The organism is Sphingobium sp. B1D7B (genome assembly GCF_025961965.1).
In the GTDB taxonomy this organism is placed as follows: domain Bacteria; phylum Pseudomonadota; class Alphaproteobacteria; order Sphingomonadales; family Sphingomonadaceae; genus Sphingobium.
Genome location: NZ_JAOQOR010000001.1, coordinates 1,151,473 through 1,172,235, shown reverse-complemented (window position 1 = coordinate 1,172,235; position 20,763 = coordinate 1,151,473). Strand labels below are relative to the sequence as shown.

Sequence of the window (20,763 nt, the reverse complement as noted above, 5' to 3'; positions counted from 1 at the left end):
GGAGCGGCTTGCCACGCCGCCGCTCCTGCCGCACATTCGCGCGGGACAGGGAGCGGGGGCAAGGTGGCACCATCATCGCAAGAGAGTGAACCGACCGGGCAGCAGGGCGATGGCGACCATGCCACGACCGCGCGCTCGCCCCGCAAGATCTGGACCTTGCGCGCGCTCGGCCTGGCCGGCGCAGCGCTGGTCTGGCTCACGCTGGGCGATGCGCAGGGTCTGTCGCCGGAGGGCCGCTGGGTCGCCGCCGTCGCGACGTTGATGGCGCTCTGGTGGATCACCGAGGCCGCACCGATCGCCGTTACCGCACTGCTGCCGATCCTGCTCTTCCCCATGGCGAGCGACCGCAGCGTCGCGCAGGTTGCGGCGCCCTATGCCAGCCCGATCATCTTCTTGTTCCTCGGCGGCTTTCTGCTCGCCATCGCCATGCAGAAATGGCAGCTCCACCGCCGCGTCGCGTTGCTCACGCTCCGCCGGGTCGGCACCAGCCCGCGCCAGATCGTGCTGGGCCTGATGCTGACGACGGGTTTTGTCTCCATGTGGGTCTCCAACACGGCGGCGACGCTCATGATGCTGCCGATTGCGTTCTCCGTTCTCACGCTGGTCTGTGATCGCCGCGACGAAACCGGGGCACTCGCCTGCGATGGCGCATCCGCCGTGGCACCCAGGGAGCTCGCGAATTTCGGCGCGTGCCTGATGCTCGCCATTGCCTGGTCATCCAGCATGGGCGGCGTGGGCACGCTGCTCGGCAGCCCGCCCAATGCCATCGTGGCCGGCTATATCGAGAAGGAACTGGGCCGGCAGGTCGATTTCCTGAACTGGATGCTGGTCGGCGTGCCGATTGCCTTCAGCTTCATTCTCATTGCGTGGCTGCTGATGACGCGGGTCTTCTATCGGTTCACCTTCGGCGAGGTGCCGGGCGGCCGCGCGCTCATTGACCGGGAGCTGGCCGGCCTCGGCCGGTTCAGCCGCAGCGAATTGCTGGTGACCCTCGTCTTCTGCTGCGCGGTCTTCTTCTGGGTCGTGCCCGGCGTGGTCGGCGCCATTCTCGGCAGCAAGGCCGATCTGGGCTGGTTCGGGCGCCTCGATGACAATGCCATTGCACTCGCCGCCGGCCTGGCGCTGTTTCTGCTGCCCGGCGAAGGCCGAGGGCAGATGCTGCTCGACTGGAAGGATGCCGAAAGCGGCGTGCCCTGGGGCGTGCTGGTGCTGTTCGGCGGCGGCCTCAGCCTTGCGGGGGAGGTTGTCGCCAGCGGGCTCGATGGCTGGCTGGGCGCGCAGGTGAGCGGGCTTGGTACGCTGCCGATCCTGCTCCTCGTCATCGCCGTCGTGACGCTCATCGTCTTCCTGAGCGAAGTGACCAGCAACACGGCCACCGCCGCCACCTTCATCCCCGTCCTCGGTGCCGTCGCGCTCGGCATCGGGGCCGATCAGATGACCTTGCTCATCCCCGCAGCCTTCGCCGCCACGCTCGCCTTCATGCTGCCGGTCGGCACCCCGCCCAATGCCATCGTGTTCGGCACCGGGGCGGTCACCATGGGGCAGATGGTCCGCGGCGGGTTCATCCTGAACCTCGTCGGCATCGTGCTCATCACCTTCTTCTGCTGGCTGCTCGGCGGCGTCGCGCTCGGCCTGCGTTTCTAACCGAAGGCGAGGCTGAGCTGGGGCGTCTCGTCCGGCTCTTCGCGCTCGGGATCGATGAGGTTTGAGAGCCCGAGCCCCAGCAGCCGCGCGCCGACCGGCAGCGGCAGTTGCGCGCGGAGCAGATCGGCGCCGATCGCGAACAGATCTTCTGCATCGCCCGGTGGCGCGGGCAGCGAGCGTGAGCGGGTGAGGATGCGAAAATCCCCCAGCTTGATCTTGAGCGTAACGGTGCGCCCCAAGGCCCGGCTCGCGGTGACCCGGCTCCACAGGCGCGCGGCGATCTTCTCCAGCTCCGCCAGCAACAGGCCTTCCGCGCCGATGTCGCTGGCGAAGGTATCTTCCACGCTGATCGACTTGCGCGACTCCCGATCGCGCACCGGGCGCTCGTCCAGCCCGCGCGCCGCGCCGAAGTAAAAGGCCGCCGCCTTGCCGAAATGGCGCTGCAGCGCCGGCAGCGGCCACTCTTTGAGGTCCGCGCCGCTATGAATGCCCAGCGCGGCCATGCGCCGCGCCGTCACCGGGCCGACGCCATGGATGCGCGACACCGGCATCGCCGCCATGAACGCCTCGGCCTCATCGGGCCGCACGACGCACAGGCCATCGGGCTTGTTCTGGTCCGATGCGAGCTTGGCAATCAGCTTGTTGCACGAAACGCCGGCCGAGGCGGTCAGCCCCGTCTCCTCGCGAATCATCCGCCGGATTTCCTGCGCGACATAAGTGGCGGAGGCAACGCCGGGCTTGTTGCGCGTCACATCAAGATAGGCCTCGTCCAGCGAGAGCGGCTGGATGATGTCGGTAAAGCGCTCGAAGATCGTACGAATTTGCTGCGAGACGGCGCGATAGGCCTCGAAGCGCGGCCGCACGAAGATGAGCTCCGGGCAGAGCCGGCGCGCCTTGCCGCCCGGCATGGCCGAGCGCACGCCGAACACGCGCGCCTCATAGCTCGCCGCTGCCACCACGCCGCGCGGCCCGCCGCCGCCGACAGCCACCGGCAAGCCGCGCAGCGCCGGATCGTCGCGCTGCTCGACCGACGCATAAAAGGCGTCCATATCGATATGGATGATCTTGCGATCCTGCTCGGGCGTCTGCGCCATGCTCCCTGTTATGCCATGGCAACCGCGCGAACGAAAGAGGAACGAAGCATGGACCTGAATGTCACTGAGATCGATGGCGCCTGCCATTGCGGCACGGTGCGTTTTCACGTGCGCCTGAAGGACGGCCTGCGCTCGGCACGCCGATGCACATGCTCATATTGCCGGATGCGCGGCGCCATCGCGGTCTCCGCCCGGATCGAAGACCTGCAGGTGACGGCGGGCGAGGAGGCGCTGCGCTGCTACACCTTCAACAGCGGGACCGCGCAGCACCATTTCTGCGGAACCTGCGGCATCTACACCCACCACCGGCGCCGCTCGAACCCCCATGAATATGGCGTCAATGTCGCCTGCCTGTCGGGCATCAGCCCGTTCGACTTTGCCGAGGTGATCGTGAATGACGGGGTGTCGCATCCCTCCGACACCGGCGTCGCGCGGATCGCGGGCGTGTTGCGGTTCATCCCGGCGGACGGGGCGTAGCTAGGCGGCGTGGGCAAGGTCCAAGGTTTGTAGAACGGCGGCTGCTGTGCTCATTTTCCGGAGGCGGGCTGACCGGAGTCTATGCCTTTACTGACATTTGGCTCAGAGCCGAACTTCGAGAAATCCGTCCCGGTCGCAAAACCACTCGGAAGCGAAATCCCGCACGTCGCTCAGCGGCTCATTCGGGTGCGCTGAGGTGAATAGGAAGCGGCTTTTATCGGACCCGTCACCAACAACGAGCGTATCGACTTGCAACTCTAGCTTGTCGGCATCCTCGCCAGCAATCGCGATGAGACGGACGCAGTCTTTCAGGCACTCTTCTACAAACTGGGCCAGAACCAGGTCATTGGAAACCGGCGAGTGGAGGAGGATGCGAGGCGGAAGGGACATGGCCACCACGCTACATGCCAGAAAGTCCTCTTTCTACCATCCTTTCGTTCAAGCCGGCGGCAGTCTGCAATCTGCCTGGCAGCTAGAGAGGCCGCGGGCTAGAAAGAGGCCTGACAGCCAACGACGTTATTGTGGTCATCCCCTCCGTTCGTCCTGAGTAGCCGCTGAGCCTGTCGAAGCGGCGTATCGAAGGACCGGCAGTGCGCTGCGATGCTTCGATACGGCTCTTCGTTACGCGCCTGCGGCGCTACTCAGAACCAACTCAGCACGAACGGCGTAGTTTGGCGAAGACCGCTTCCCACACCCATTTAGCCGTTGGTCGCGTATTCTAGACCGCTTAATAGCGGACAATCCATCCGGGCGAGATTCTGTGCGCGTCCTAGGCGCCACCAAGCTTCAAGCCCTTCAGCGCCGCGAAAGGTCCGGCGTCTTCCTCGCTCAGCACGCCCAGCGCGCGCAGCTTGGCGTCGGCATCCGGCACGCGGGGATAGGGATCGAGGTTCAGGAACAGCGTCTGCGCGACCGTTTCGCCAAGATCGATTCGCTCGTCCTCCAGCGGGAGGATATCGCAATCTTCCTCGCGCAGTTCGATCTCTTCCGCGTCGCTTTCGCCGTTCTCGTCGAGACCGCGCACGAATCGCACGTCCATCGGCACGTCGAGCTCTGCGGGGACATCCTCGTCGGTTGCGACGCAGGCCTGCACCAGCGAGGCGCGCACGCGCCCGGTCACCCGGCAGCCACCGGCATCCGGCACGACATGCGCCTGCGCCTCCAGCCGATCGAGGCTGCGCAGGCCAAAGCGGCGCGCGAGCGCGGCCCGCTCTGCGGCATCGGCCTCGACGGTGCGGTCCCGCCGCCCGTCGCCCAGTTCGTTGAGGCGCAGAATGCGGGAAAATTCCGGCGCGGCGCCTGACGTCGCTTCGCTCACGGCATCACCCCCGCAACTGGCCGGCCAGCAGCGCGCCGCGGCTGCATGCGTTGATCGTCGCGGCCAGCATGCGTACCTGTGCTTCGACATAGGCCAGCGCATCCGCCGCCGGCGCCTCGCCGCGATAGAGGTTGCGCACCAGCGCCTCGCTCAATGAAGCCTCGCCCTGCAAGCTCGCGCGATAGGCGGCAAGCCGGCCACCGAGCGCGCCGACCATGCGGCCGATCTGCTTGCCCACCACCACATCGCCAAAGCCGATCTGGCGGATCTGCCCATCCATATCGTCGATGAACAGCTCGGTCAGCCGCGCCGAATCGTTGGTGGCCTCCAGCGCCTCGAGTCGCAGCAGCACCAGCGAGAGGACCAGCGCCACCATGTCGAATCGGCCATCCAGCGTGTCCGCCACCTCGCCTTCCATATACCAATGCGGCTCCCGCGCCGTCGCGACGACGGCCTCGTACAGCGGGCGCAGATAGGCGCGATCATCCTTGCGGGAAAACAGAGTGGATAAGAGGCTCATGCTCGGTTCAGCTTTGCGGCGGCACAGGAAAGCGCGGACGGGACCGATCAACCATTGGCCCGCGCCAGCACTTGCATATTGATTGCGGCGGCTGGCAATGCAATGGGCGGGTTAGGCGATGCGACGCTTTTTGATTGGATGTCCGGTTTTTGACCGCATGATTGGCAGGAGACGAGAATGCAGCGTGGCTTGAGGCGGCCGTTTCTGGTCGTGGGCGCAGCGGCCGTCCTTCTGCTGGCGGGCGGCTGCACGCGAATCCGTGCGCATCAGGGCTTCATGATCGACGATCTGATCGTGAGTTCGGTGCTGCCGGGCGTCGATAACAAGGCGTCCGTGGAAGGCGCGCTGGGTCGTCCGACCTTCGTCTCGCAGTTCGGCCCGGAGCGCTGGTATTATGTGGCGCGCGACACCCGCGCGCTGGCATTCGCCTCGCCCCGCCCGACCGCGCAGACGCTGGTGACGGTGCAGTTCGATGCCAATGGCAATGTCGCGACGATCGATCGCAACGCGACACTCGATCAGGTCGCGAATATCTCGCCGACCGGCGCCACGACGCCGACGCTGGGCCGCAAGCGCAGCCTGTTCGACGAAATCTTCGGCAATATCGGCGCGGTTGGCGCCGGTGGGGCCGGAGCGGCAGGTCCGTCTCAGTAATTCAGCGCTGCAGGCCTGCCCTCGGTCGGCGCCGGATCGCGCGCCCGGCGGACTGGTTTAGCTTGCATTAACCGCGCCATCGCTTCAAATCGTTGTATAGCGGGAGCGTGGTCATGCAGCATATTGGCGATCTGCAGCCGCTCGAGCGGACTTACGCGCGACGGACTGAGACAGTCGGCCATTACAAGGCCAGCCGGAGCCGCTGGCGATTCGCCATCGGATCTCTGGAGATCGGCTTCGACCGCGCCAGCGAGCAGCTTCACGCGCGAAGCGGTGTGGATGCCCGGCCCGGCCTTGCCCAAAAGCTCCTGATCGCGGCAGGCATGGTCAGCATCTCATTGCTGGTGATCGCCTTGGCCGGCTGGCTATGGTCGGCACGCGGGCCGATCTGGGGCGGTGAGACGGTATCGGCGGCGATCATCGATCGTGCACCCCGCGCGACCGAAAGCGAAGATGCAGCGCCCGCCGGCCAGCAGCCGACCCTGATTCCCGCCGAACGTCCTGCGCCGTTTCTCTCCGCCGTGATTGAAAAGCGCGCGACAGCACCCGCTTTTGCGCCGGCGAAACAGGCCACCGTGCCGATCGCGCAGGGCCAGGCGATTGCGCCCAAGTCCGATGAGGCGCCGACACTGCCCAGTGCCACCCCGGATGAGGCGATCGTGCAGTCCGGCAACTTCCTGCTGATCCCGGCCGTCGATCGCGCCGTGGGCCTCGCGCTGAAGAGCGGCGATGCGCAGAACTGGATGGCCGGCTCCTATCACGGCATCGTGGTGGTCGGCGACGCCGTGGCCCAAGATGGCAAATCCTGCCGGGACGGCACGATCCTGCTGCGCGACGGCACCATCAAGGGCCGCACCCAGACGTTCCAGCGCTGCCTGTAGGAAGGAAGCGCCCCACTGCCAGTTCAGCCAGCGGCGCTCACCCGATCCCGATCACGATCAGCGCGCGATCCCGCCAGCGGCGAGCACGGCCAACGTCACCAGCTCCGAGGCGGTCGAGGCCATCGTCGCCACCTGCACCGGCTGGTTCAGCCCGAGCAGCACCGGCCCGATGACCGAGTCGCCGCCCAGTTCCCGCAGCAGCTTGGCCGAGAGATTGGCCGACTGCAGGCCGGGCATGATCAGCACATTGGCTGGGCCGGACAGGCGGCAGAACGGATAATTCGCCATGACGCGCCGGTTGAGCGCCACGTCGGGCGCCATCTCGCCTTCATATTCGAAGTCCACCTCCATTCCGTCGAGGATCTGGACCGCGCCGCGAATATTATCGAGCCAGTTGCCGTGCGGATTGCCGAAGGTGGAGTAGGAGAGAAAAGCCACGCGCGGCTCATGCCCCATGCGCCGGGCGAGCGCGGCGGATTCGATGGCGATATGCGCCAGTTCGGCGGAATTCGGCCGCTCGTTGACAGTGGTATCCGCCATGAACACGGTGTGGCTACGCCCGACGAGGATGTGCATGCCGAACAGCGTGCGGTCCTCGGCGGGGTCGAGCACGCGGCGCAGTTCGCGCATTGTCTGCGCATAGGTGCGGGTGACGCCGGTGATCATCGCGTCCGCCTCATCCATCTGCAGCAGCAGCGCGCCGAAGATGTTGCGGTCCCGGTTGACCATGCGCTCGCAATCGCGGCGGAGATAGCCCCGGCGCTGCAGGCGCTCGTACAGCATGTCGACCATGCGCGGCACGAGCGGCGAATTGACGCTGTTGTAGAGCTCGTAACTCTCGGGATCGCGCACGCCGAGATCGCGCAGGCGATCATAGACATCCTGCCTGCCGACCAGCACCGGGGTGCCATAGCCGCCATCGCGGAACTGGATCGCGGCGCGCAGCACGACTTCCTCTTCCGCCTCGGCAAAGACCACGCGCTTGGGGCTGGCCTTGGCGCCCTCATAAGCGAGGGTGAGAACGGAGGTGGTGGGATTGAGCCGCGCCCGCAGGGACTGGCGATAGGCGTCCATATCCTCGATAGGCCGCTGGGCGACGCCCGACTCCATCGCCGCCTGCGCCACCGCCGCTGGCACCACTTCCATCAGGCGCGGATCGAAGGGGGCAGGAATAATGTAATCGGCGCCGAAGCTGTGCTTGGTGCCATAAGCCAAAGCGACTTCCTCAGGCACCTGCTGACGGGCCAGTTCGGCAATGGCCTGCGCCGCTGCGATCTTCATCGCCTCGTTGATCGCCGTTGCGCGCACGTCCAGCGCGCCCCGGAAGATGAAGGGGAAGCCCAGCACATTGTTGACCTGATTGGGATAGTCCGAGCGGCCCGTGGCGATGATCGCATCCGGGCGCGCGGCCTTGGCCACCGGCGGCAGGATCTCCGGATCGGGATTGGCCATGGCGAAGAGGATCGGCCGCGGCTTCATCTCGTTGATCCAGTCGGGCTTCAGCGCATCCTTGGCTGAAAGACCGAGGAAGATATCGGCATCCTTCAGCGCCTCGTGCAGGGTCCGCGCCTCGGTGCGGGCGGCATGGGCGGACTTGAACTGGTCCATGCCATGGGTGCGGCCCTGATAGATCACGCCCTCGCGGTCGCACATGATCACATTGTCATGCGCCACGCCCATCGCCTTGATCAGTTCGGTGCAGGCGATGGCCGCCGCGCCGGCACCATTCACGACGACCCTGGTCTCGCGAATGTCGCGCCCGGTCAGGAAACAGGCGTTAATCAGGCCGGCGGCGCAGATGATCGCGGTGCCATGCTGGTCGTCATGCATGACCGGGATGTTCATGCGCTCCTTGAGCGCCGCCTCGATCATGAAGCATTCGGGTGCCTTGATGTCCTCAAGGTTGATGCCCCCGAAGCTGGGCTCCAGCAGCGCCACCGCATCGATGAAGGCCTGCGGGTCTTCGGTGTTCAGCTCCAGGTCGATCGCGTCCACATCGGCGAAGCGCTTGAACAGCACCGCCTTGCCTTCCATCACCGGCTTGGAGGCGAGCGCGCCGAGATTGCCCATGCCGAGGATCGCCGTGCCGTTGGAGATGACCGCGACCAGATTGCCCTTGGCGGTATAGTCATAGGCTTTGGCCGCATCGTCAGCGATGGCCTGCACAGGCACCGCCACGCCGGGCGAATAAGCCAGCGCGAGATCGCGCTGCGTCGCCATCGGCTTGGAGGCGATGATCTCGATCTTGCCGGGCCGCCCGAAGGAATGGAAGAGCAGCGCCTCGCGCTCGGAGAATTCGATGGCGGCTTTATCGGTCATCAGCAGGGTTCCTCGGCAATTGGGAACGCCCTAGCGACTTTCCGCCCGGCTCCACAAGAGGCGAGGTACGAACAACCCCGTGGATGAAACGCCACCGCCGGCTTTTCGAGACCGAAAGCCCCTGCTAACGCAACCGCGTGACCAGTCTGCCAGCCAAATCCTCCAAAGCCAGCGCCGCATCCGGCGGCCCCACGCCAATGATGGCGCAATATCTGGCGCTCAAGGCGGAAGCCGGGGGCGACCTGCTCTTCTACCGCATGGGCGATTTCTTCGAGCTGTTCTTCGAGGACGCCAGGACCGCGGCCGCCGTGCTCGACATCGCGCTCACCACGCGCGGCGAGCATGAGGGCGAGCCGATCCCGATGTGCGGAGTGCCGGTGCACAGTGCCGAGGGCTATCTGGCGCGACTCATCAAGGCCGGGCTGCGCGTCGCCATTGCCGAGCAGACCGAGACGCCCGAGCAGGCCAAGGCGCGCGGATCGAAGGCGCTGGTCGGCCGCGCCATCGTGCGCTTCGTCACCGCCGGCACGCTGACCGAGGATGCGCTGCTGGACAGCCGCAGGGCCAATCTGCTCGCCGCCGTGGGCGAAGCCGCTGGCCATTATGCCGTCGCCGCCGCCGACATCTCCACCGGCCGGCTGGACGTGGTGGCAGTGGACGCCGGCGGCATCGAGGCGGAACTGGCGCGGATCAACGCGAGCGAAGTCATTGCGCGGCCGGGCCTCGCCGATCGGCTGACCGGCGCCCTCCCCTTCGAGAATCGCGGCTTTGACAGCGCGCGGGCGGAAGCGGACATCTGCCGCCATTTCGGCGTGAAGACGGTGGAAAGCTTCGGCAGCTTCTCGCGCGCGGAGCTCTCCGCCCTCGGGGGCCTGCTTGGCTATCTGGAGCATGTCGGCAAGGGGCGCATGCCCTTCCTCGCCGCGCCGGTGCGGGCCGGCGCGCAGGATCACCTCGCCATCGACCCGGCGACGCGCGAGAGCCTGGAAATCGTGACGACGGCCAGCGGGCAGCGCGCCGGCAGCCTGCTCGCCACTGTGGACCGCACCGTGACGGGCGCAGGCGCCCGACTGCTCGCGGCGGACCTCTCCGCGCCTTTGATGGACCGCACCAAGGTGGAAGCGCGACTCGATCTGGTGCGCTGGTTCCATGATGACGGGCCGCTGCGCGAGCTGGTCCGCACCCGCCTGCGCGCCTTGCCGGATTTGAGCCGCGCGCTCGGCCGTGTCGCCATCGGCCGGGGCAGCCCGCGCGATCTGGGGCAATTGCGCGATGGCCTCGACGGCGGCCGTGCGCTGCGCGAGCGGCTGGGGGCGCTGCCCGACCGACCGCCCCTGCTCGACGATCTGCTGCCATCGCTCGATGGTCATGGCGCGCTGGTCGATCAGCTGGCGCGCGCCCTCGTGCCCGCCCCGCCGACGGAAGCGGCGCATGGCGGCTATATCGCCGATGGTTATGATGCCGCGCTGGACGAGCTGCGCCGTATGGCCGGCGACGGCCGCCGCGCCATTGCTGCACTCGAAGCGCGCTATCGCGAGCAGACCGGCATCTCCGCGCTGAAGATTCGCCACAATGGCGTGCTCGGCTATCATGTCGAGGTGCCCGCCCGTCACGCCGACCAGCTCATGGCCAATGACAGCGGCTTTACCCATCGCCAGACGCTGGCGGGAGTCGTGCGGTTCAACTCGGTGGACCTGCACGAACAGGCCAGCCGGGTCACGCAGGCCGGCGCCCATGCGCTGGCGGCCGAAGCGGCGCATTTCGAGGAACTGGTGACGCTGGTGATGGACAGCCGCACCGCCATCGCGCGCACGGCGGATGCCCTCGCCCGCATCGACGTGGCGGCGGCTCTGGCCGAGCGCGCTGTTGAAGGCGGCTGGAGCCGGCCGGTCTTCGCCGAAGAGCCCTGCATCGCCATCGAGGGCGGACGCCATCCGGTGGTGGAAGCCGCGCTGGCGAAGGACGGCACCAGTTTCGTCGCCAATGACTGCACGCTCACGCCGGACAACCGGCTGTGGCTGGTGACCGGCCCCAATATGGGCGGTAAATCGACCTTCCTGCGGCAGAACGCGCTGATCGTCATTCTCGCGCAGGCCGGCAGCTTCGTGCCCGCCCGCGCCGCCCGCCTTGGGCTGGTGGACCGTCTGTTCAGCCGCGTCGGCGCCTCGGACAATCTGGCCCGTGGGCGCTCGACCTTCATGGTCGAGATGATCGAGACCGCCGCGATCCTTGCGCAGGCAACCGAGCGCAGCTTCGTGATCCTCGATGAAGTGGGGCGCGGCACGTCGACTTATGATGGCCTCGCCATCGCCTGGGCGGTGGTGGAAGCGATCCATGACAGCAATGCCTGCCGCTGCCTGTTCGCCACCCATTATCACGAGCTGACGCGCCTGGCCGAGCGCCTCGGCGCCCTCTCGCTCCACCATGTTCGCGCGCGGGAATGGAATGGCGATCTGGTGCTGCTGCACGAGCTGTCCGAAGGCCCGGCCGACCGCAGCTACGGCATCGCGGTGGCGCGGCTTGCAGGCTTGCCCGCCCCGGTGCTGGCCCGCGCCAAGGCCGTGCTCGGCAAGCTGGAGGCCGGCAAGGCGCAGACCGGCGGCATCGCGGCGGGGCTCGATGACCTGCCGCTGTTCGCCGCCACGCTGTCCGCCGCGCCGGAGGTCGCCACCGACCCACTGCGCGACCAGCTGGACGCCATCGACGCCGATACACTCAGTCCGCGCGAGGCGCTCGACCTCATCTATCAGCTCAAGCAGATCGCCACCGCGCCCACCGCCTGAGCCCGTCGATTTGCGCGCCATGCCGAGGTTGCACCTGCAACTGCGGCAAAGCGCGCTTATATGGCACCCATGAACAAGGTGCCCGATTCGCTGCCCGGCCGCCGTGCGATCATCGATCGCCGCCAGATTGCCGATGCGCTCACTGCCCAATTGACGGAACTGAGCGATACCGCCGCGCGTCGGCAAGTGATCGTCGCGGCGTTGCGCGAGGCGCTTGCCATCGGCCGGGAAGAAGTCTCCCGCCGCCTTGCCCGCAACCCGACGCGCGGGCGCGACGCCGTGACGGCGCAGGCCTTCCTGATGGACCAGATCATCCGCCTGCTCTTCGATGCGACGGTCAAGCACCTCTACCCGATCAGCAACCGCACCGCCTCCGAGCGGCTGACCGTGGTTGCGGTGGGCGGCTATGGGCGCGGTGAAATGGCGCCCTATAGCGATGTCGATATCGGCTTCCTCACGCCCTACAAGCCGACCGAATGGACCGAGCAGGTCATCGAGAGCATGCTCTATGCGCTGTGGGATCTGGGCCTCAAGGTCGGCCACAGCAGCCGCTCGATCGACGAGACGGTGCGCATGGCGAAGTCGGACCTCACCATCCGCACCGCTCTGCTGGAATCGCGCTTCGTGTGGGGGGACCGGGGCATTTACGACGAATGCGTCGCCCGCTTCGACAAGGATGTGATGCAGGGCACGGCCAAGACCTTCGTCACCGAGAAGCTGGCCGAGCGGGATGCCCGGCACAAGCAGATGGGCGACAGCCGCTATGTCGTCGAACCCAATATCAAGGAGGGCAAGGGCGGCCTGCGCGATCTGCACACGCTGTTCTGGATCGGCAAATATGTGAACCGGGTGCGCACCGTCGCCGAACTGGTTGACGTGGGCCTGCTGACCCGCGCCGAGCTGTCCCAGTTCCAGCGGGCCGAGAATTTCCTCTGGGCCGTGCGCTGCCACATGCACGAGATTTCCCGCCGCGCGGAGGACCGCCTGACCTTCGATCTGCAGATCGAAGTCGCCGAGCGCATGGGGTTCTCGCCCAAGCGCGGCCGCTCCGCTGTCGAGCGGTTCATGCACCTCTACTTCCTGATGGCCAAGACGGTGGGCGACCTCACCGGCGTGTTCCTCGCCCATCTCGATGACAAGATGGCCAGCCGCGGCCGGCGCTACATCCCGGCCATGTTCAACCGCCCGCGCAAGCTGGATGGCTTCGTGCTGGAGCGGGGCCGGATCACCATTCCCGAGGATGATTTCTTCCGCGAGCAGCCGGTGCGGATGATCGAGATCTTCTCGCTGGCGGACAAGCACGGGCTGGAGATCCACCCGGATGCGATGCGCGCGCTCAACCGCGATTCGGTGCTGATTACTCGCAAGGAGCGGGAAGACCCGCAGGCCAATGCGCTGTTCATGAACGTGCTCACCTCGCCCCGCGACCCGGAAAAGGTGCTGCGCTGGATGAACGAGGCCGGGGTGTTCGGGCGCTTCGTGCCCGACTTCGGTCGCGTGGTCGCGCAGATGCAGTTCGACATGTACCACCATTATACAGTGGATGAGCACACCATCCGCGCCATCGGCCTGCTCTCCCAGATCGAAAAGGGCGAGTTCAAGGTCGATCATCCGCTGGCGAGCGCGATCATCGAGAAGATCATCTCCCGCCGGGTGCTCTATGTCGCGGTGCTGTTGCACGATATCGCCAAGGGGCGCGGCGGCGATCACAGCATTCTGGGCGCGGAGGTGGCGACCAAGCTCTGCCCGCGCCTGGGCCTGAGCGATGCCGAGACCGAGACCGTCGCCTGGCTGGTGCGCTACCATCTGCTGATGTCCGCAACCGCGTTCAAGCGTGACCTTTCGGACTTCAAGACCATCCTCGACTTCGCCGAAGTGGTGCAAAGCCCCGAGCGGCTGCGGCTGCTGGTGATCCTGACCATCGTCGACATCCGCGCGGTCGGACCGGGCGTGTGGAACAGCTGGAAGCGCCAGCTCCTCGCCGAGCTGTACGACTCGGCCGAGGAGGTCATCCGCCCCGGACACAAGCAGCGGGGCCGTCAGGAACGCATCGAGGAGAAGCGCGACGCACTGCGCGCGAGCCTGGCGCTGGACGACAAGGCCTTCGACCGGCTGGTGAAGCGCTTCCCGCAATCCTACTGGATCGCCGAATCGCAGGACATCCTGGAGCGCAATGCGCGGCATCTGCTGGACGCCGGGCAGTCCGATCTCTCCATCGATGCCCGTTCCTATCCCGAGCGCGGCGCCACGTTGGTCACCGTCTACGCCTCGGACCATCCCGGACTGTTCTACCGGATCGCCGGGGCGATCCATCTGGCCGGCGGAAACATCATCGATGCGCGCATCCACACCCTCAAGGATGGCACGGCGCTGGACAACTTCCTGGTGCAGGACCCGCTCGGGGGCCGCTTCGATGCGCCCGAGCAATTGCAGCGGGTGAAGACCTATATCGAGGATGCGCTGCTCAACCGCCACAAGCTGATGCACAAGCTGGACGAGCGCCCGCTGGCTCGTCGGCGGGCCGAAGCCTTCCAGATCGTGCCGCAGGTGCTGATCGACAACAAGGCTTCCAACCGCTTCACCGTGGTGGAAGTCATGGCTCGCGACCGCCCTGCCCTGCTGCTCAGCCTCGCCTTCGCGCTGTTCCAGTCCAAGACCATGGTCCACAGCGCGCATGTCGCCACCTTCGGCGAGCGCGCCGTCGACACCTTCTATCTAACCGATCTTCTGGGCGGGAAGCTGGAGAGCAAGAGCCGCCTTGCCACGCTCGAACGGCGGCTGATCGAAGCCGCCGGCAATCAGGCCGGCGAGCTGATCGACACCAACAGCTTCGCCATGGCCAACTGAGGCGCGCGCCCGCGCTTCGGGTGCGCGCCCCGCGTGGCGCTTCAGTGAGAGAGCAGGATCGGGATCGGCGCCTTGGCCAGCAGCTTCCGCGTCGTGCCGCCGAACAGCTGCTCGCGCAGGCGGCTGCGGCCATAGCAGCCCATCACCGCCCAGGTCGCGCCGGAGGTCCGCATGGCCTCGATCAGTTGCTCGCTCACCGCGCCAGCCTTGGGCAGGCGCCGGCTGACGACCTTGCAGCCATGCCGATCGAGATAGGCGGCCGCCTCGTCCGGGTCGCCTTCCCCTTCGCCGATCGTCACCACCTCGACCTCGCTGGCCATGCGCAGCAGCGGGATGGCAGCCCGCAGCGCGGCATCGGCCGCGCGTGATCCATCCCAGGCGACCAGCGCCTTGCCGAAGAGATCCAGGCGCTTCTGCTCCGTCGGCACCAGCAGGACCGGGGCGGAGGTCAGCGCCGCGAGACGGGAGGCCGTGTCGCCGGTCTCGTTCACCGCGCCGAAGGCCTGCTTGCCCACGACGATCATGTCGACCAGCCGGACATTGTCGGTAATGCCCTCCTCGGACTGGCTCTGCACCCGCGCCCACTCATAGCTCACCCCTTCATTGGCGAGCCGGGGCTCGAGCGCCTCGATATTCTTGTCCTCCCGGTCGCGCTCATCCATCATCAGCACGCCGGTGCCGCCGCCCGCGCCAAAACCGTCGGCGATCATGGGAATCTGGACGACATCGAGACAGAGCAGATGCCCCTCCACCGCGCGCACAATGTCGAGCGCGGTTTGCAGGCGCGCTTCCTGACTCGGGTCATCATGGATCAGAACCATCACCGTCTTCATGGCAGCCTCCTTGTTCACCGCATCGGGATCGTGCGAAACTGGTGCCATATTAATGCGATGGGGGCGAGGAGTCGTTGACCGGCGTCAAATCCGGCCCGCACCTAAGGGGCTTGCGTCGGCGCGCGGCCGCGCTTATACGCCCGCGCTTCCATGTCCTATGGAAGACCGCAAGGACGGGCCGGCCAGTAAGGGCTGCCGTGTTCGTCCGTAATCGTCTGCGAGCATCCTCCGGGGTGCTTGCGCTAAGACAAAGGAGACGAAAATGCCCAAGCTCAAGACCAAGAGCGGTGTGAAGAAGCGCTTCAAATTCACCGCCACCGGCAAGGTCAAGCATGGTGTCGCCGGCAAGCGCCACCGCCTGATCAGCCACAACGCGAAGTATATTCGCCAGAATCGCGGTACGGAGGTTCTCTCCGACGCGGATGTCGCTCACGTGCGCCTCTGGGCGCCCTACGGCCTCAAGTAAGGAGCAGGCGACATGGCACGTGTCAAACGCGGTGTAACCACCAAGGCGAAGCACAAGAGGATTTTGGATCAGGCGAAGGGCTATTATGGCCGTCGCAAGAACACGATCCGCATCGCGCGTCAGGCTGTCGAAAAGGCTGGCCAGTACGCATATCGCGACCGCAAGGTGAAGAAGCGGAGCTTCCGCGCCCTGTGGATCCAGCGCATCAACGCAGCTGTCCGCATGGAAGGCCTGACCTATGGCCAGTTCATGCACGGCCTCAAGCTGGCGGGCGTCGAACTGGACCGGAAGGTTCTGGCCGACATCGCCATGCATGAAGGCGATGTGTTCAAGGGCATCATTGCCCAGGCGCGCGCGGCCCTGCCCGCAGCCTGAGCATCTGCACAATCATCGCGAAGAGGGCGTCGGATGCTTCCGGCGCCCTTTTTGTATCATTTCGCGACTCTCTGAAATTTTGGTTAACGCTTCGGAAACCTTTTCCGCACTGCAGCATTGCGAGTGCGTGGGACTATAAGTGGAGAACCAAATGAAGGGACTGCTATTGGGGGTCGCGGCGACGCTCGCCCTCCCGTCCGCTGCGCAGGCAGCAACGTTCATCAACGGCGATTTCGAGACCGGTAATGACCCAGGCACCTATTTCCTCCGCCTGGGCACCGAGAGCACGGCCCTGACGGGTTGGACCATCACATCCGGCAATGTGGAGCTGATCGGTGGCTATTGGCAGTCGGGCAGCGGCAGCCGCAGTATCGATCTGAACGGCAGCGCCCAGGGCGCGATCGCACAGACGTTCGATACCATTGAAGGCATGACCTACAATGTCGACTTCCTGATGGCCGGCAATCCCGAAGGTGGGCCGGCGGTCAAGACGTTGGAAGTCGCCGCGACAGGCAATGACGGCCAGCTGTTCAGCTTCGACAATACGGGCTTCTCGAAGACCAATATGGGCTGGACGAACTACACCTACACCTTCACGGCCTCGGGCAACCTCACGACGCTCAGCTTTGCGTCGATGACCGACTCGCCCTGGACCGGCCCGGCGCTGGATGGCGTGACGGTTACCGCGATGAGCGCAGTGCCGGTACCCGAGCCGACGACCTGGGCGCTGATGCTCGGCGGTTTCGCGCTGATCGGCAGCACGCTGCGTCGTCGTCAGTCGGTCGTTCAGTTCTCCTGATCGAAACCGGGTCGCAACCATCAAAGGAAAGGGCGTCGGCGTGCCGGCGCCCTTTTCGTTTGCGGTGAATTAGGCTAGCGGACGCGGCCATGACCGACGTCACATCCCTCAAGGACGGCCTCATCGCCGACATCGCCGCCGCCGACACCCTCGATGCCGTGGAAGCGCTGCGCGTCAGCGCGCTGGGCAAGAGCGGCGCCATCACCGCCCTGCTAAAGACGCTGGGGCGGATGAGTCCGGAAGAGCGCCAGCAGCAAGGCCCCGCGATCCACGACCTGCGCGAAAGCGTGACGAGCGCCATCGCCGCCCGCAAGACCGCGCTCGAAACCGCGGCGCTCGATGCCCGCCTCGCCTCCGAGACGCTGGACATGACGCTGCCGGTAGACCTGCCCCCGCCGGGCAGCATTCACCCCGTCAGCCAGGTGATGGACGAGCTGGCCGAGATCTTCGCCGATCTGGGCTTCGCGGTCGCTACCGGCCCGGAGATCGAGGATGACTGGCGCAACTTCACTGCGCTCAACATCCCCGAGACGCACCCCGCCCGCGCGATGCACGACACCTTCTACTTCGGCGACAATGCCCGCGCGACCGGCGGCGATGGCAATCCGGCCGCGATGTTGCTGCGCACCCACACCTCGCCAGTGCAGATCCGCACCATGACGAGCACGCCGCCGCCGATCCGCATCATCGCGCCCGGCCGCGTCTACCGCTCGGACAGCGACGCGACCCACACGCCGATGTTCCACCAGATCGAGGGTCTGGTGATCGACAAGGGTATTCACCTCGGGCACCTCAAATGGACGCTGGAGACCTTCCTCAAGGCGTTCTTCGAGCGTGAGGACATCGTCCTGCGCCTGCGCCCCAGCTACTTTCCCTTCACCGAGCCTTCGGTGGAAGTGGACGTGGGCTACACCATCGAGAAGGGCCAGCGCGTCATCGGCGGCAGCGGCGATGCCGAGAATGGCGGCTGGATGGAAGTGCTCGGCAGCGGCATGGTCCACCCCAATGTCATCCGCAATTGCGGGCTCGATCCCGCCGAATGGCAGGGCTTCGCCTTCGGCACCGGCGTCGACCGCCTCGCCATGCTCAAATATGGCATGAACGACCTGCGCGCCTTCTTCGACGGCGATCTGCGCTGGTTGCGCCATTACGGCTTCTCCGCACTGGATGTGCCTACGCTGAGCGGAGGAGTGGGCGCATGAGCCATTTCTTGCGAGTTCGTGTTCCTGCGAAAGCAGGAACCCAGGGCGCAACCGCCGTCCTTCGCCGCCCTGGGCTCCTGCCTTCGCAGGAGCACGGGTTTGATCTTACCGGCAATCCCGGAGCCCGCGCATGAAGTTCACCCTCTCCTGGCTCAAGGACCATCTCGACACCAGCGCCTCGCTGGAGGAAATCCTGCGCGCGCTCAACGATATCGGCCTTGAGGTCGAGGGCGTCGAAAACCCCGCCGAGAAGCTCGATGGCTTCCGCGTCGCAAAGGTGCTCACGGCCGCGCCGCATCCGCAGGCCGACAAGCTGCAGGTGCTGAGCGTCGATGCCGGCGACGGCGCGCTGCAGGTCGTCTGCGGCGCCCCCAATGCCCGCGCCGGTCTGGTCGGCGTGTTCGGCCTGCCCGGCGCCACGGTGCCGGCCAATGGCATGGTGCTGCGGGTCGCGGCCATTCGCGGCGTCGAATCCAACGGCATGATGTGCTCCACGCGCGAGCTGGAGCTGGGCGAAGATCATGAGGGCATCATCGAGCTGCCCGCCGACGCGCCCATCGGCACGCGCTTTGCCGACTATGCGCAGCTTGACGATCCGGTCATCGAGGTCTCGGTCACGCCCAACCGGCAGGATTGCATGGGTGTGCGCGGCATCGCGCGCGATCTCGCTGCCAAGGGCCTCGGCACGCTGCGGCCGCTCGATGACATCATCGGACAGCTCCCGGCGATCGACGCGCAGGGCGCAGGCCCGGACGTGCGCACGGACGATGCCGATGGCTGCCCGGCTTTCTATGCCCGCGCCGTGCGCGGCGTGCGCAACGGCGCCTCCCCGGAATGGCTGCAGCGGCGCCTCAAGGCCATCGGCCAGAAACCCATCAGCGCGCTGGTGGACATCACCAACTTCGTCATGATCGGCCTGGGCCGCCCGCTGCATGTCTATGACATGGCCCGCCTCGATGGCGGCCTCGTCGCCCGCAAGGCGAAGGCTGGTGAGCAGGTGCTCGCGCTCAACGGCAAGACCTATACGCTGGCCGAGGGCATGACGGTGATCGCGGATGCCTCCGCCGTTCACGATATCGGCGGCATCATGGGCGGCGAGCATAGCGGCGCGCAGGAGAGCACCAGCGATGTGCTGATCGAATGCGCCTATTTCACGCCCGAGAGCATCGCGCGGACCGGTCAGGCGCTCAGCCTCACCTCCGATGCCCGCCAGCGCTTCGAGCGCGGTGTGGACCCGGCGTTCCTCGATGAGGGCCTGGACATCGCGACGCGACTGGTCCTCGCCTTGTGCGGCGGCACGCCCACCGAGGCGACGCGCGCCGGCACTCCGCCGGCGGAGCCGCGCGTCATCGAGGGCTATCGGCCCGACATGGTCGATGCGCTGGCCGGCATGACGGTGAGCGCGGAGCGCCAGCAGGCGATCCTCGCGGCGCTCGGCTTCACCGTAGAGGCCGGCGCCAACTGGCGGATCACCATCCCGACATGGCGCCGCGATATCCACGGCACCGCCGACATCGTCGAGGAAGTCGTGCGGATCGAAGGGCTGGACAATGTCCCGTCCGTGCCCCTGCCCCGCACACCGGGGGTCGCCCGCCCGACCGCAACGCCGCTGCAGCTCATCGAGCGCCGCGCCCGTCGCGCGGCTGCCGCTCGCGGCCTTAACGAGGCGATCAACTGGTCCTTCATTTCTGAAAGCGAAGCCGCGCCCTTTGGTGGCGGCGACTGGACGCTCGCCAACCCGATCAGCGAAGACATGAAGGTGATGCGGCCGACGCTGCTCGCCGGATTGCTCTCCGCCGCGCGACGCAATGCCGATCGTGGCGCATCCTCGATCCGCCTGTTCGAGATCGGCCGGCGCTATTTCCGCGCCGATGATGGCAGCAGCGACGAGAAGCTGACCCTCGGCATCCTGATGGCCGGCGAAAAAAGCCCGCGCGGCTGGCAGGGCGGCAAGGCCCGCCCGTTCGATGCCTTCGACATCAAGGCGGAGGTCATTGCGCTGCTGGCGGCCGCCGGTGCGCCTGCCGGACGCCTGCAGATGATGGGCGAGGCTGGCGATGCCTATCATCCCGGCCAGTCCGGCACGCTGCGCCTCGGCCCCAAAAATGTGCTTGCCGCTTATGGCGTGTTGCACCCCCGCCTCGCCCGCGCCTTCGATCTCGATGGCACGGTCGTCGCAGCGGAAATCCACCTCGATGCGATCCCGGTGCCGAAGAAGACCACATTCATGCGCACGGCCTATGCGCCGCCGGCCTTGCAGGCCGTCACGCGCGATTTTGCCTTCCTCGTGCCAGCCGATCTGGAAGCCGACGCGCTGGTGCGCGCCGTGCGGGGGGCGGACAAGAACGCCATCGTCGATGCGCGCCTGTTCGATCTCTTCGCCGGGCAGGGCGTGCCGGGAGGCCAGAAGAGCCTCGCGGTGGAAGTGACTCTGCAGCCCGGCGAGAAGAGCTTCACGGATGAAGAGCTGAAGGCCATCGCTGATCGCGTAGTGGCTGCTGCGGCTAAACAGGGCGCAACTCTGCGCGGATAAGAACAAAGGAGCGGCGGA

General features: G+C 66.4%; 17 protein-coding genes. 11 read left to right on the top strand and 6 right to left on the bottom strand.

The genetic code is table 11. The annotated features are described in order from the left end of the window. Positions 1–63: 63 nt before the first annotated feature. Positions 64–1,644 (top strand): SLC13 family permease, encoded by a 1,581-nt coding sequence (locus M2336_RS05455; protein ID WP_264592634.1) that lies wholly within the window; start codon positions 64–66, stop codon positions 1,642–1,644. Here M2336_RS05455 and dinB read toward each other — a convergent pair. Beyond that, positions 1,641–2,738, bottom strand: coding sequence for a DNA polymerase IV (gene dinB / locus M2336_RS05450; RefSeq protein WP_264592633.1), 1,098 nt, complete (start codon positions 2,736–2,738; stop codon positions 1,641–1,643). The two genes, M2336_RS05455 and dinB, sit on opposite strands and share 4 nt — an antisense overlap. Positions 2,739–2,786: 48 nt before the next feature. On the opposite strand from dinB, the gene M2336_RS05445 reads away from it, so the two are divergent. Continuing rightward, a complete protein-coding gene (locus M2336_RS05445; RefSeq protein WP_264574247.1) occupies positions 2,787–3,215 on the top strand; it encodes a GFA family protein in 429 nt (142 codons plus the stop codon). A gap of 102 nt (positions 3,216–3,317) precedes the next feature. On the opposite strand, the gene M2336_RS05440 is transcribed toward M2336_RS05445, so the two are convergent. From M2336_RS05440 to M2336_RS05430, 3 genes are all read right to left on the bottom strand, one after another. Next, on the bottom strand, positions 3,318–3,605 hold the full coding sequence (locus tag M2336_RS05440) for a hypothetical protein (RefSeq protein ID WP_264574246.1): 288 nt from the start codon (positions 3,603–3,605) through the stop codon (positions 3,318–3,320). A 379-nt stretch (positions 3,606–3,984) separates the two neighbouring features. Then, positions 3,985–4,533, bottom strand: coding sequence for a YceD family protein (locus M2336_RS05435; protein ID WP_264574245.1), 549 nt, complete (start codon positions 4,531–4,533; stop codon positions 3,985–3,987). A 4-nt stretch (positions 4,534–4,537) separates the two neighbouring features. Continuing rightward, positions 4,538–5,053: a ubiquinol-cytochrome C chaperone family protein gene (locus M2336_RS05430; RefSeq protein WP_181560721.1), complete on the bottom strand. Its 516-nt coding sequence runs from the start codon at positions 5,051–5,053 to the stop codon at positions 4,538–4,540. 177 nt (positions 5,054–5,230) lie between these two features. Between M2336_RS05430 and M2336_RS05425 the strand changes: the two genes are divergently transcribed. Together M2336_RS05425 and M2336_RS05420 are read left to right on the top strand one after the other, a co-directional pair. Continuing rightward, positions 5,231–5,707: an outer membrane protein assembly factor BamE gene (locus tag M2336_RS05425; protein WP_264571380.1), complete on the top strand. Its 477-nt coding sequence runs from the start codon at positions 5,231–5,233 to the stop codon at positions 5,705–5,707. Positions 5,708–5,820: 113 nt separating this feature from the next. Beyond that, positions 5,821–6,588, top strand: coding sequence for a hypothetical protein (locus M2336_RS05420; RefSeq protein WP_264592632.1), 768 nt, complete (start codon positions 5,821–5,823; stop codon positions 6,586–6,588). Positions 6,589–6,645: 57 nt separating this feature from the next. On the opposite strand, the gene M2336_RS05415 is transcribed toward M2336_RS05420, so the two are convergent. Next, positions 6,646–8,907, bottom strand: a complete 2,262-nt coding sequence (locus M2336_RS05415) for an NADP-dependent malic enzyme (RefSeq protein WP_264592631.1) — start codon at positions 8,905–8,907, stop codon at positions 6,646–6,648. 197 nt (positions 8,908–9,104) lie between these two features. Between M2336_RS05415 and mutS the strand changes: the two genes are divergently transcribed. Further along, the gene (gene mutS, locus M2336_RS05410; RefSeq protein ID WP_264574963.1) at positions 9,105–11,690 is read left to right on the top strand and encodes a DNA mismatch repair protein MutS; all 2,586 of its coding nucleotides are present in this window, start codon (positions 9,105–9,107) and stop codon (positions 11,688–11,690) included. 60 nt (positions 11,691–11,750) lie between these two features. Further along, positions 11,751–14,537: a [protein-PII] uridylyltransferase gene (locus tag M2336_RS05405; protein ID WP_264574241.1), complete on the top strand. Its 2,787-nt coding sequence runs from the start codon at positions 11,751–11,753 to the stop codon at positions 14,535–14,537. A 41-nt stretch (positions 14,538–14,578) separates the two neighbouring features. On the opposite strand, the gene M2336_RS05400 is transcribed toward M2336_RS05405, so the two are convergent. Further along, positions 14,579–15,418, bottom strand: coding sequence for a universal stress protein (locus tag M2336_RS05400; protein ID WP_264574240.1), 840 nt, complete (start codon positions 15,416–15,418; stop codon positions 14,579–14,581). Positions 15,419–15,632: 214 nt separating this feature from the next. On the opposite strand from M2336_RS05400, the gene rpmI reads away from it, so the two are divergent. The 5 genes from rpmI (at position 15,633) to pheT (ending at position 20,745) form a co-directional block, all read left to right on the top strand. Then, entirely contained in the window at positions 15,633–15,836 is a 204-nt protein-coding gene (rpmI, locus tag M2336_RS05395; protein WP_014078133.1) for a 50S ribosomal protein L35, read from the top strand. 12 nt (positions 15,837–15,848) lie between these two features. Further along, positions 15,849–16,211 carry a 50S ribosomal protein L20 gene (gene rplT / locus M2336_RS05390; protein ID WP_181560727.1) on the top strand — a complete coding sequence of 121 codons (363 nt, stop codon included), beginning with the start codon at positions 15,849–15,851 and terminating at the stop codon, positions 16,209–16,211. Positions 16,212–16,362: 151 nt separating this feature from the next. After that, on the top strand, positions 16,363–17,010 hold the full coding sequence (locus tag M2336_RS05385; RefSeq protein WP_181561531.1) for a choice-of-anchor C family PEP-CTERM protein: 648 nt from the start codon (positions 16,363–16,365) through the stop codon (positions 17,008–17,010). Positions 17,011–17,099: 89 nt separating this feature from the next. After that, complete coding sequence (gene pheS, locus M2336_RS05380; RefSeq protein WP_264571385.1) at positions 17,100–18,212, top strand: phenylalanine--tRNA ligase subunit alpha; 1,113 nt, start codon at positions 17,100–17,102, stop codon at positions 18,210–18,212. A gap of 130 nt (positions 18,213–18,342) precedes the next feature. Beyond that, positions 18,343–20,745: a phenylalanine--tRNA ligase subunit beta gene (gene pheT, locus M2336_RS05375; protein WP_264574238.1), complete on the top strand. Its 2,403-nt coding sequence runs from the start codon at positions 18,343–18,345 to the stop codon at positions 20,743–20,745. Positions 20,746–20,763 lie beyond the last annotated feature (18 nt).

Excerpts from the sequence above, each read along its gene's own strand:
- dinB (WP_264592633.1), bottom strand. The coding sequence starts at position 2,738 with ATGGCGCAGACGCCCGAGCAGGATCGCAAGATCATCCATATCGATATG.
- M2336_RS05445 (WP_264574247.1), top strand. The coding sequence starts at position 2,787 with ATGGACCTGAATGTCACTGAGATCGATGGCGCCTGCCATTGCGGCACG.
- M2336_RS05440 (WP_264574246.1), bottom strand. The coding sequence starts at position 3,605 with ATGTCCCTTCCGCCTCGCATCCTCCTCCACTCGCCGGTTTCCAATGAC.
- M2336_RS05430 (WP_181560721.1), bottom strand. The coding sequence starts at position 5,053 with ATGAGCCTCTTATCCACTCTGTTTTCCCGCAAGGATGATCGCGCCTAT.
- M2336_RS05425 (WP_264571380.1), top strand. The coding sequence starts at position 5,231 with ATGCAGCGTGGCTTGAGGCGGCCGTTTCTGGTCGTGGGCGCAGCGGCC.
- M2336_RS05420 (WP_264592632.1), top strand. The coding sequence starts at position 5,821 with ATGCAGCATATTGGCGATCTGCAGCCGCTCGAGCGGACTTACGCGCGA.
- M2336_RS05415 (WP_264592631.1), bottom strand. The coding sequence starts at position 8,907 with ATGACCGATAAAGCCGCCATCGAATTCTCCGAGCGCGAGGCGCTGCTC.
- mutS (WP_264574963.1), top strand. The coding sequence starts at position 9,105 with ATGATGGCGCAATATCTGGCGCTCAAGGCGGAAGCCGGGGGCGACCTG.
- M2336_RS05405 (WP_264574241.1), top strand. The coding sequence starts at position 11,751 with ATGGCACCCATGAACAAGGTGCCCGATTCGCTGCCCGGCCGCCGTGCG.
- M2336_RS05400 (WP_264574240.1), bottom strand. The coding sequence starts at position 15,418 with ATGGCACCAGTTTCGCACGATCCCGATGCGGTGAACAAGGAGGCTGCC.
- rpmI (WP_014078133.1), top strand. The coding sequence starts at position 15,633 with ATGCCCAAGCTCAAGACCAAGAGCGGTGTGAAGAAGCGCTTCAAATTC.
- rplT (WP_181560727.1), top strand. The coding sequence starts at position 15,849 with ATGGCACGTGTCAAACGCGGTGTAACCACCAAGGCGAAGCACAAGAGG.
- M2336_RS05385 (WP_181561531.1), top strand. The coding sequence starts at position 16,363 with ATGAAGGGACTGCTATTGGGGGTCGCGGCGACGCTCGCCCTCCCGTCC.
- pheS (WP_264571385.1), top strand. The coding sequence starts at position 17,100 with ATGACCGACGTCACATCCCTCAAGGACGGCCTCATCGCCGACATCGCC.
- pheT (WP_264574238.1), top strand. The coding sequence starts at position 18,343 with ATGAAGTTCACCCTCTCCTGGCTCAAGGACCATCTCGACACCAGCGCC.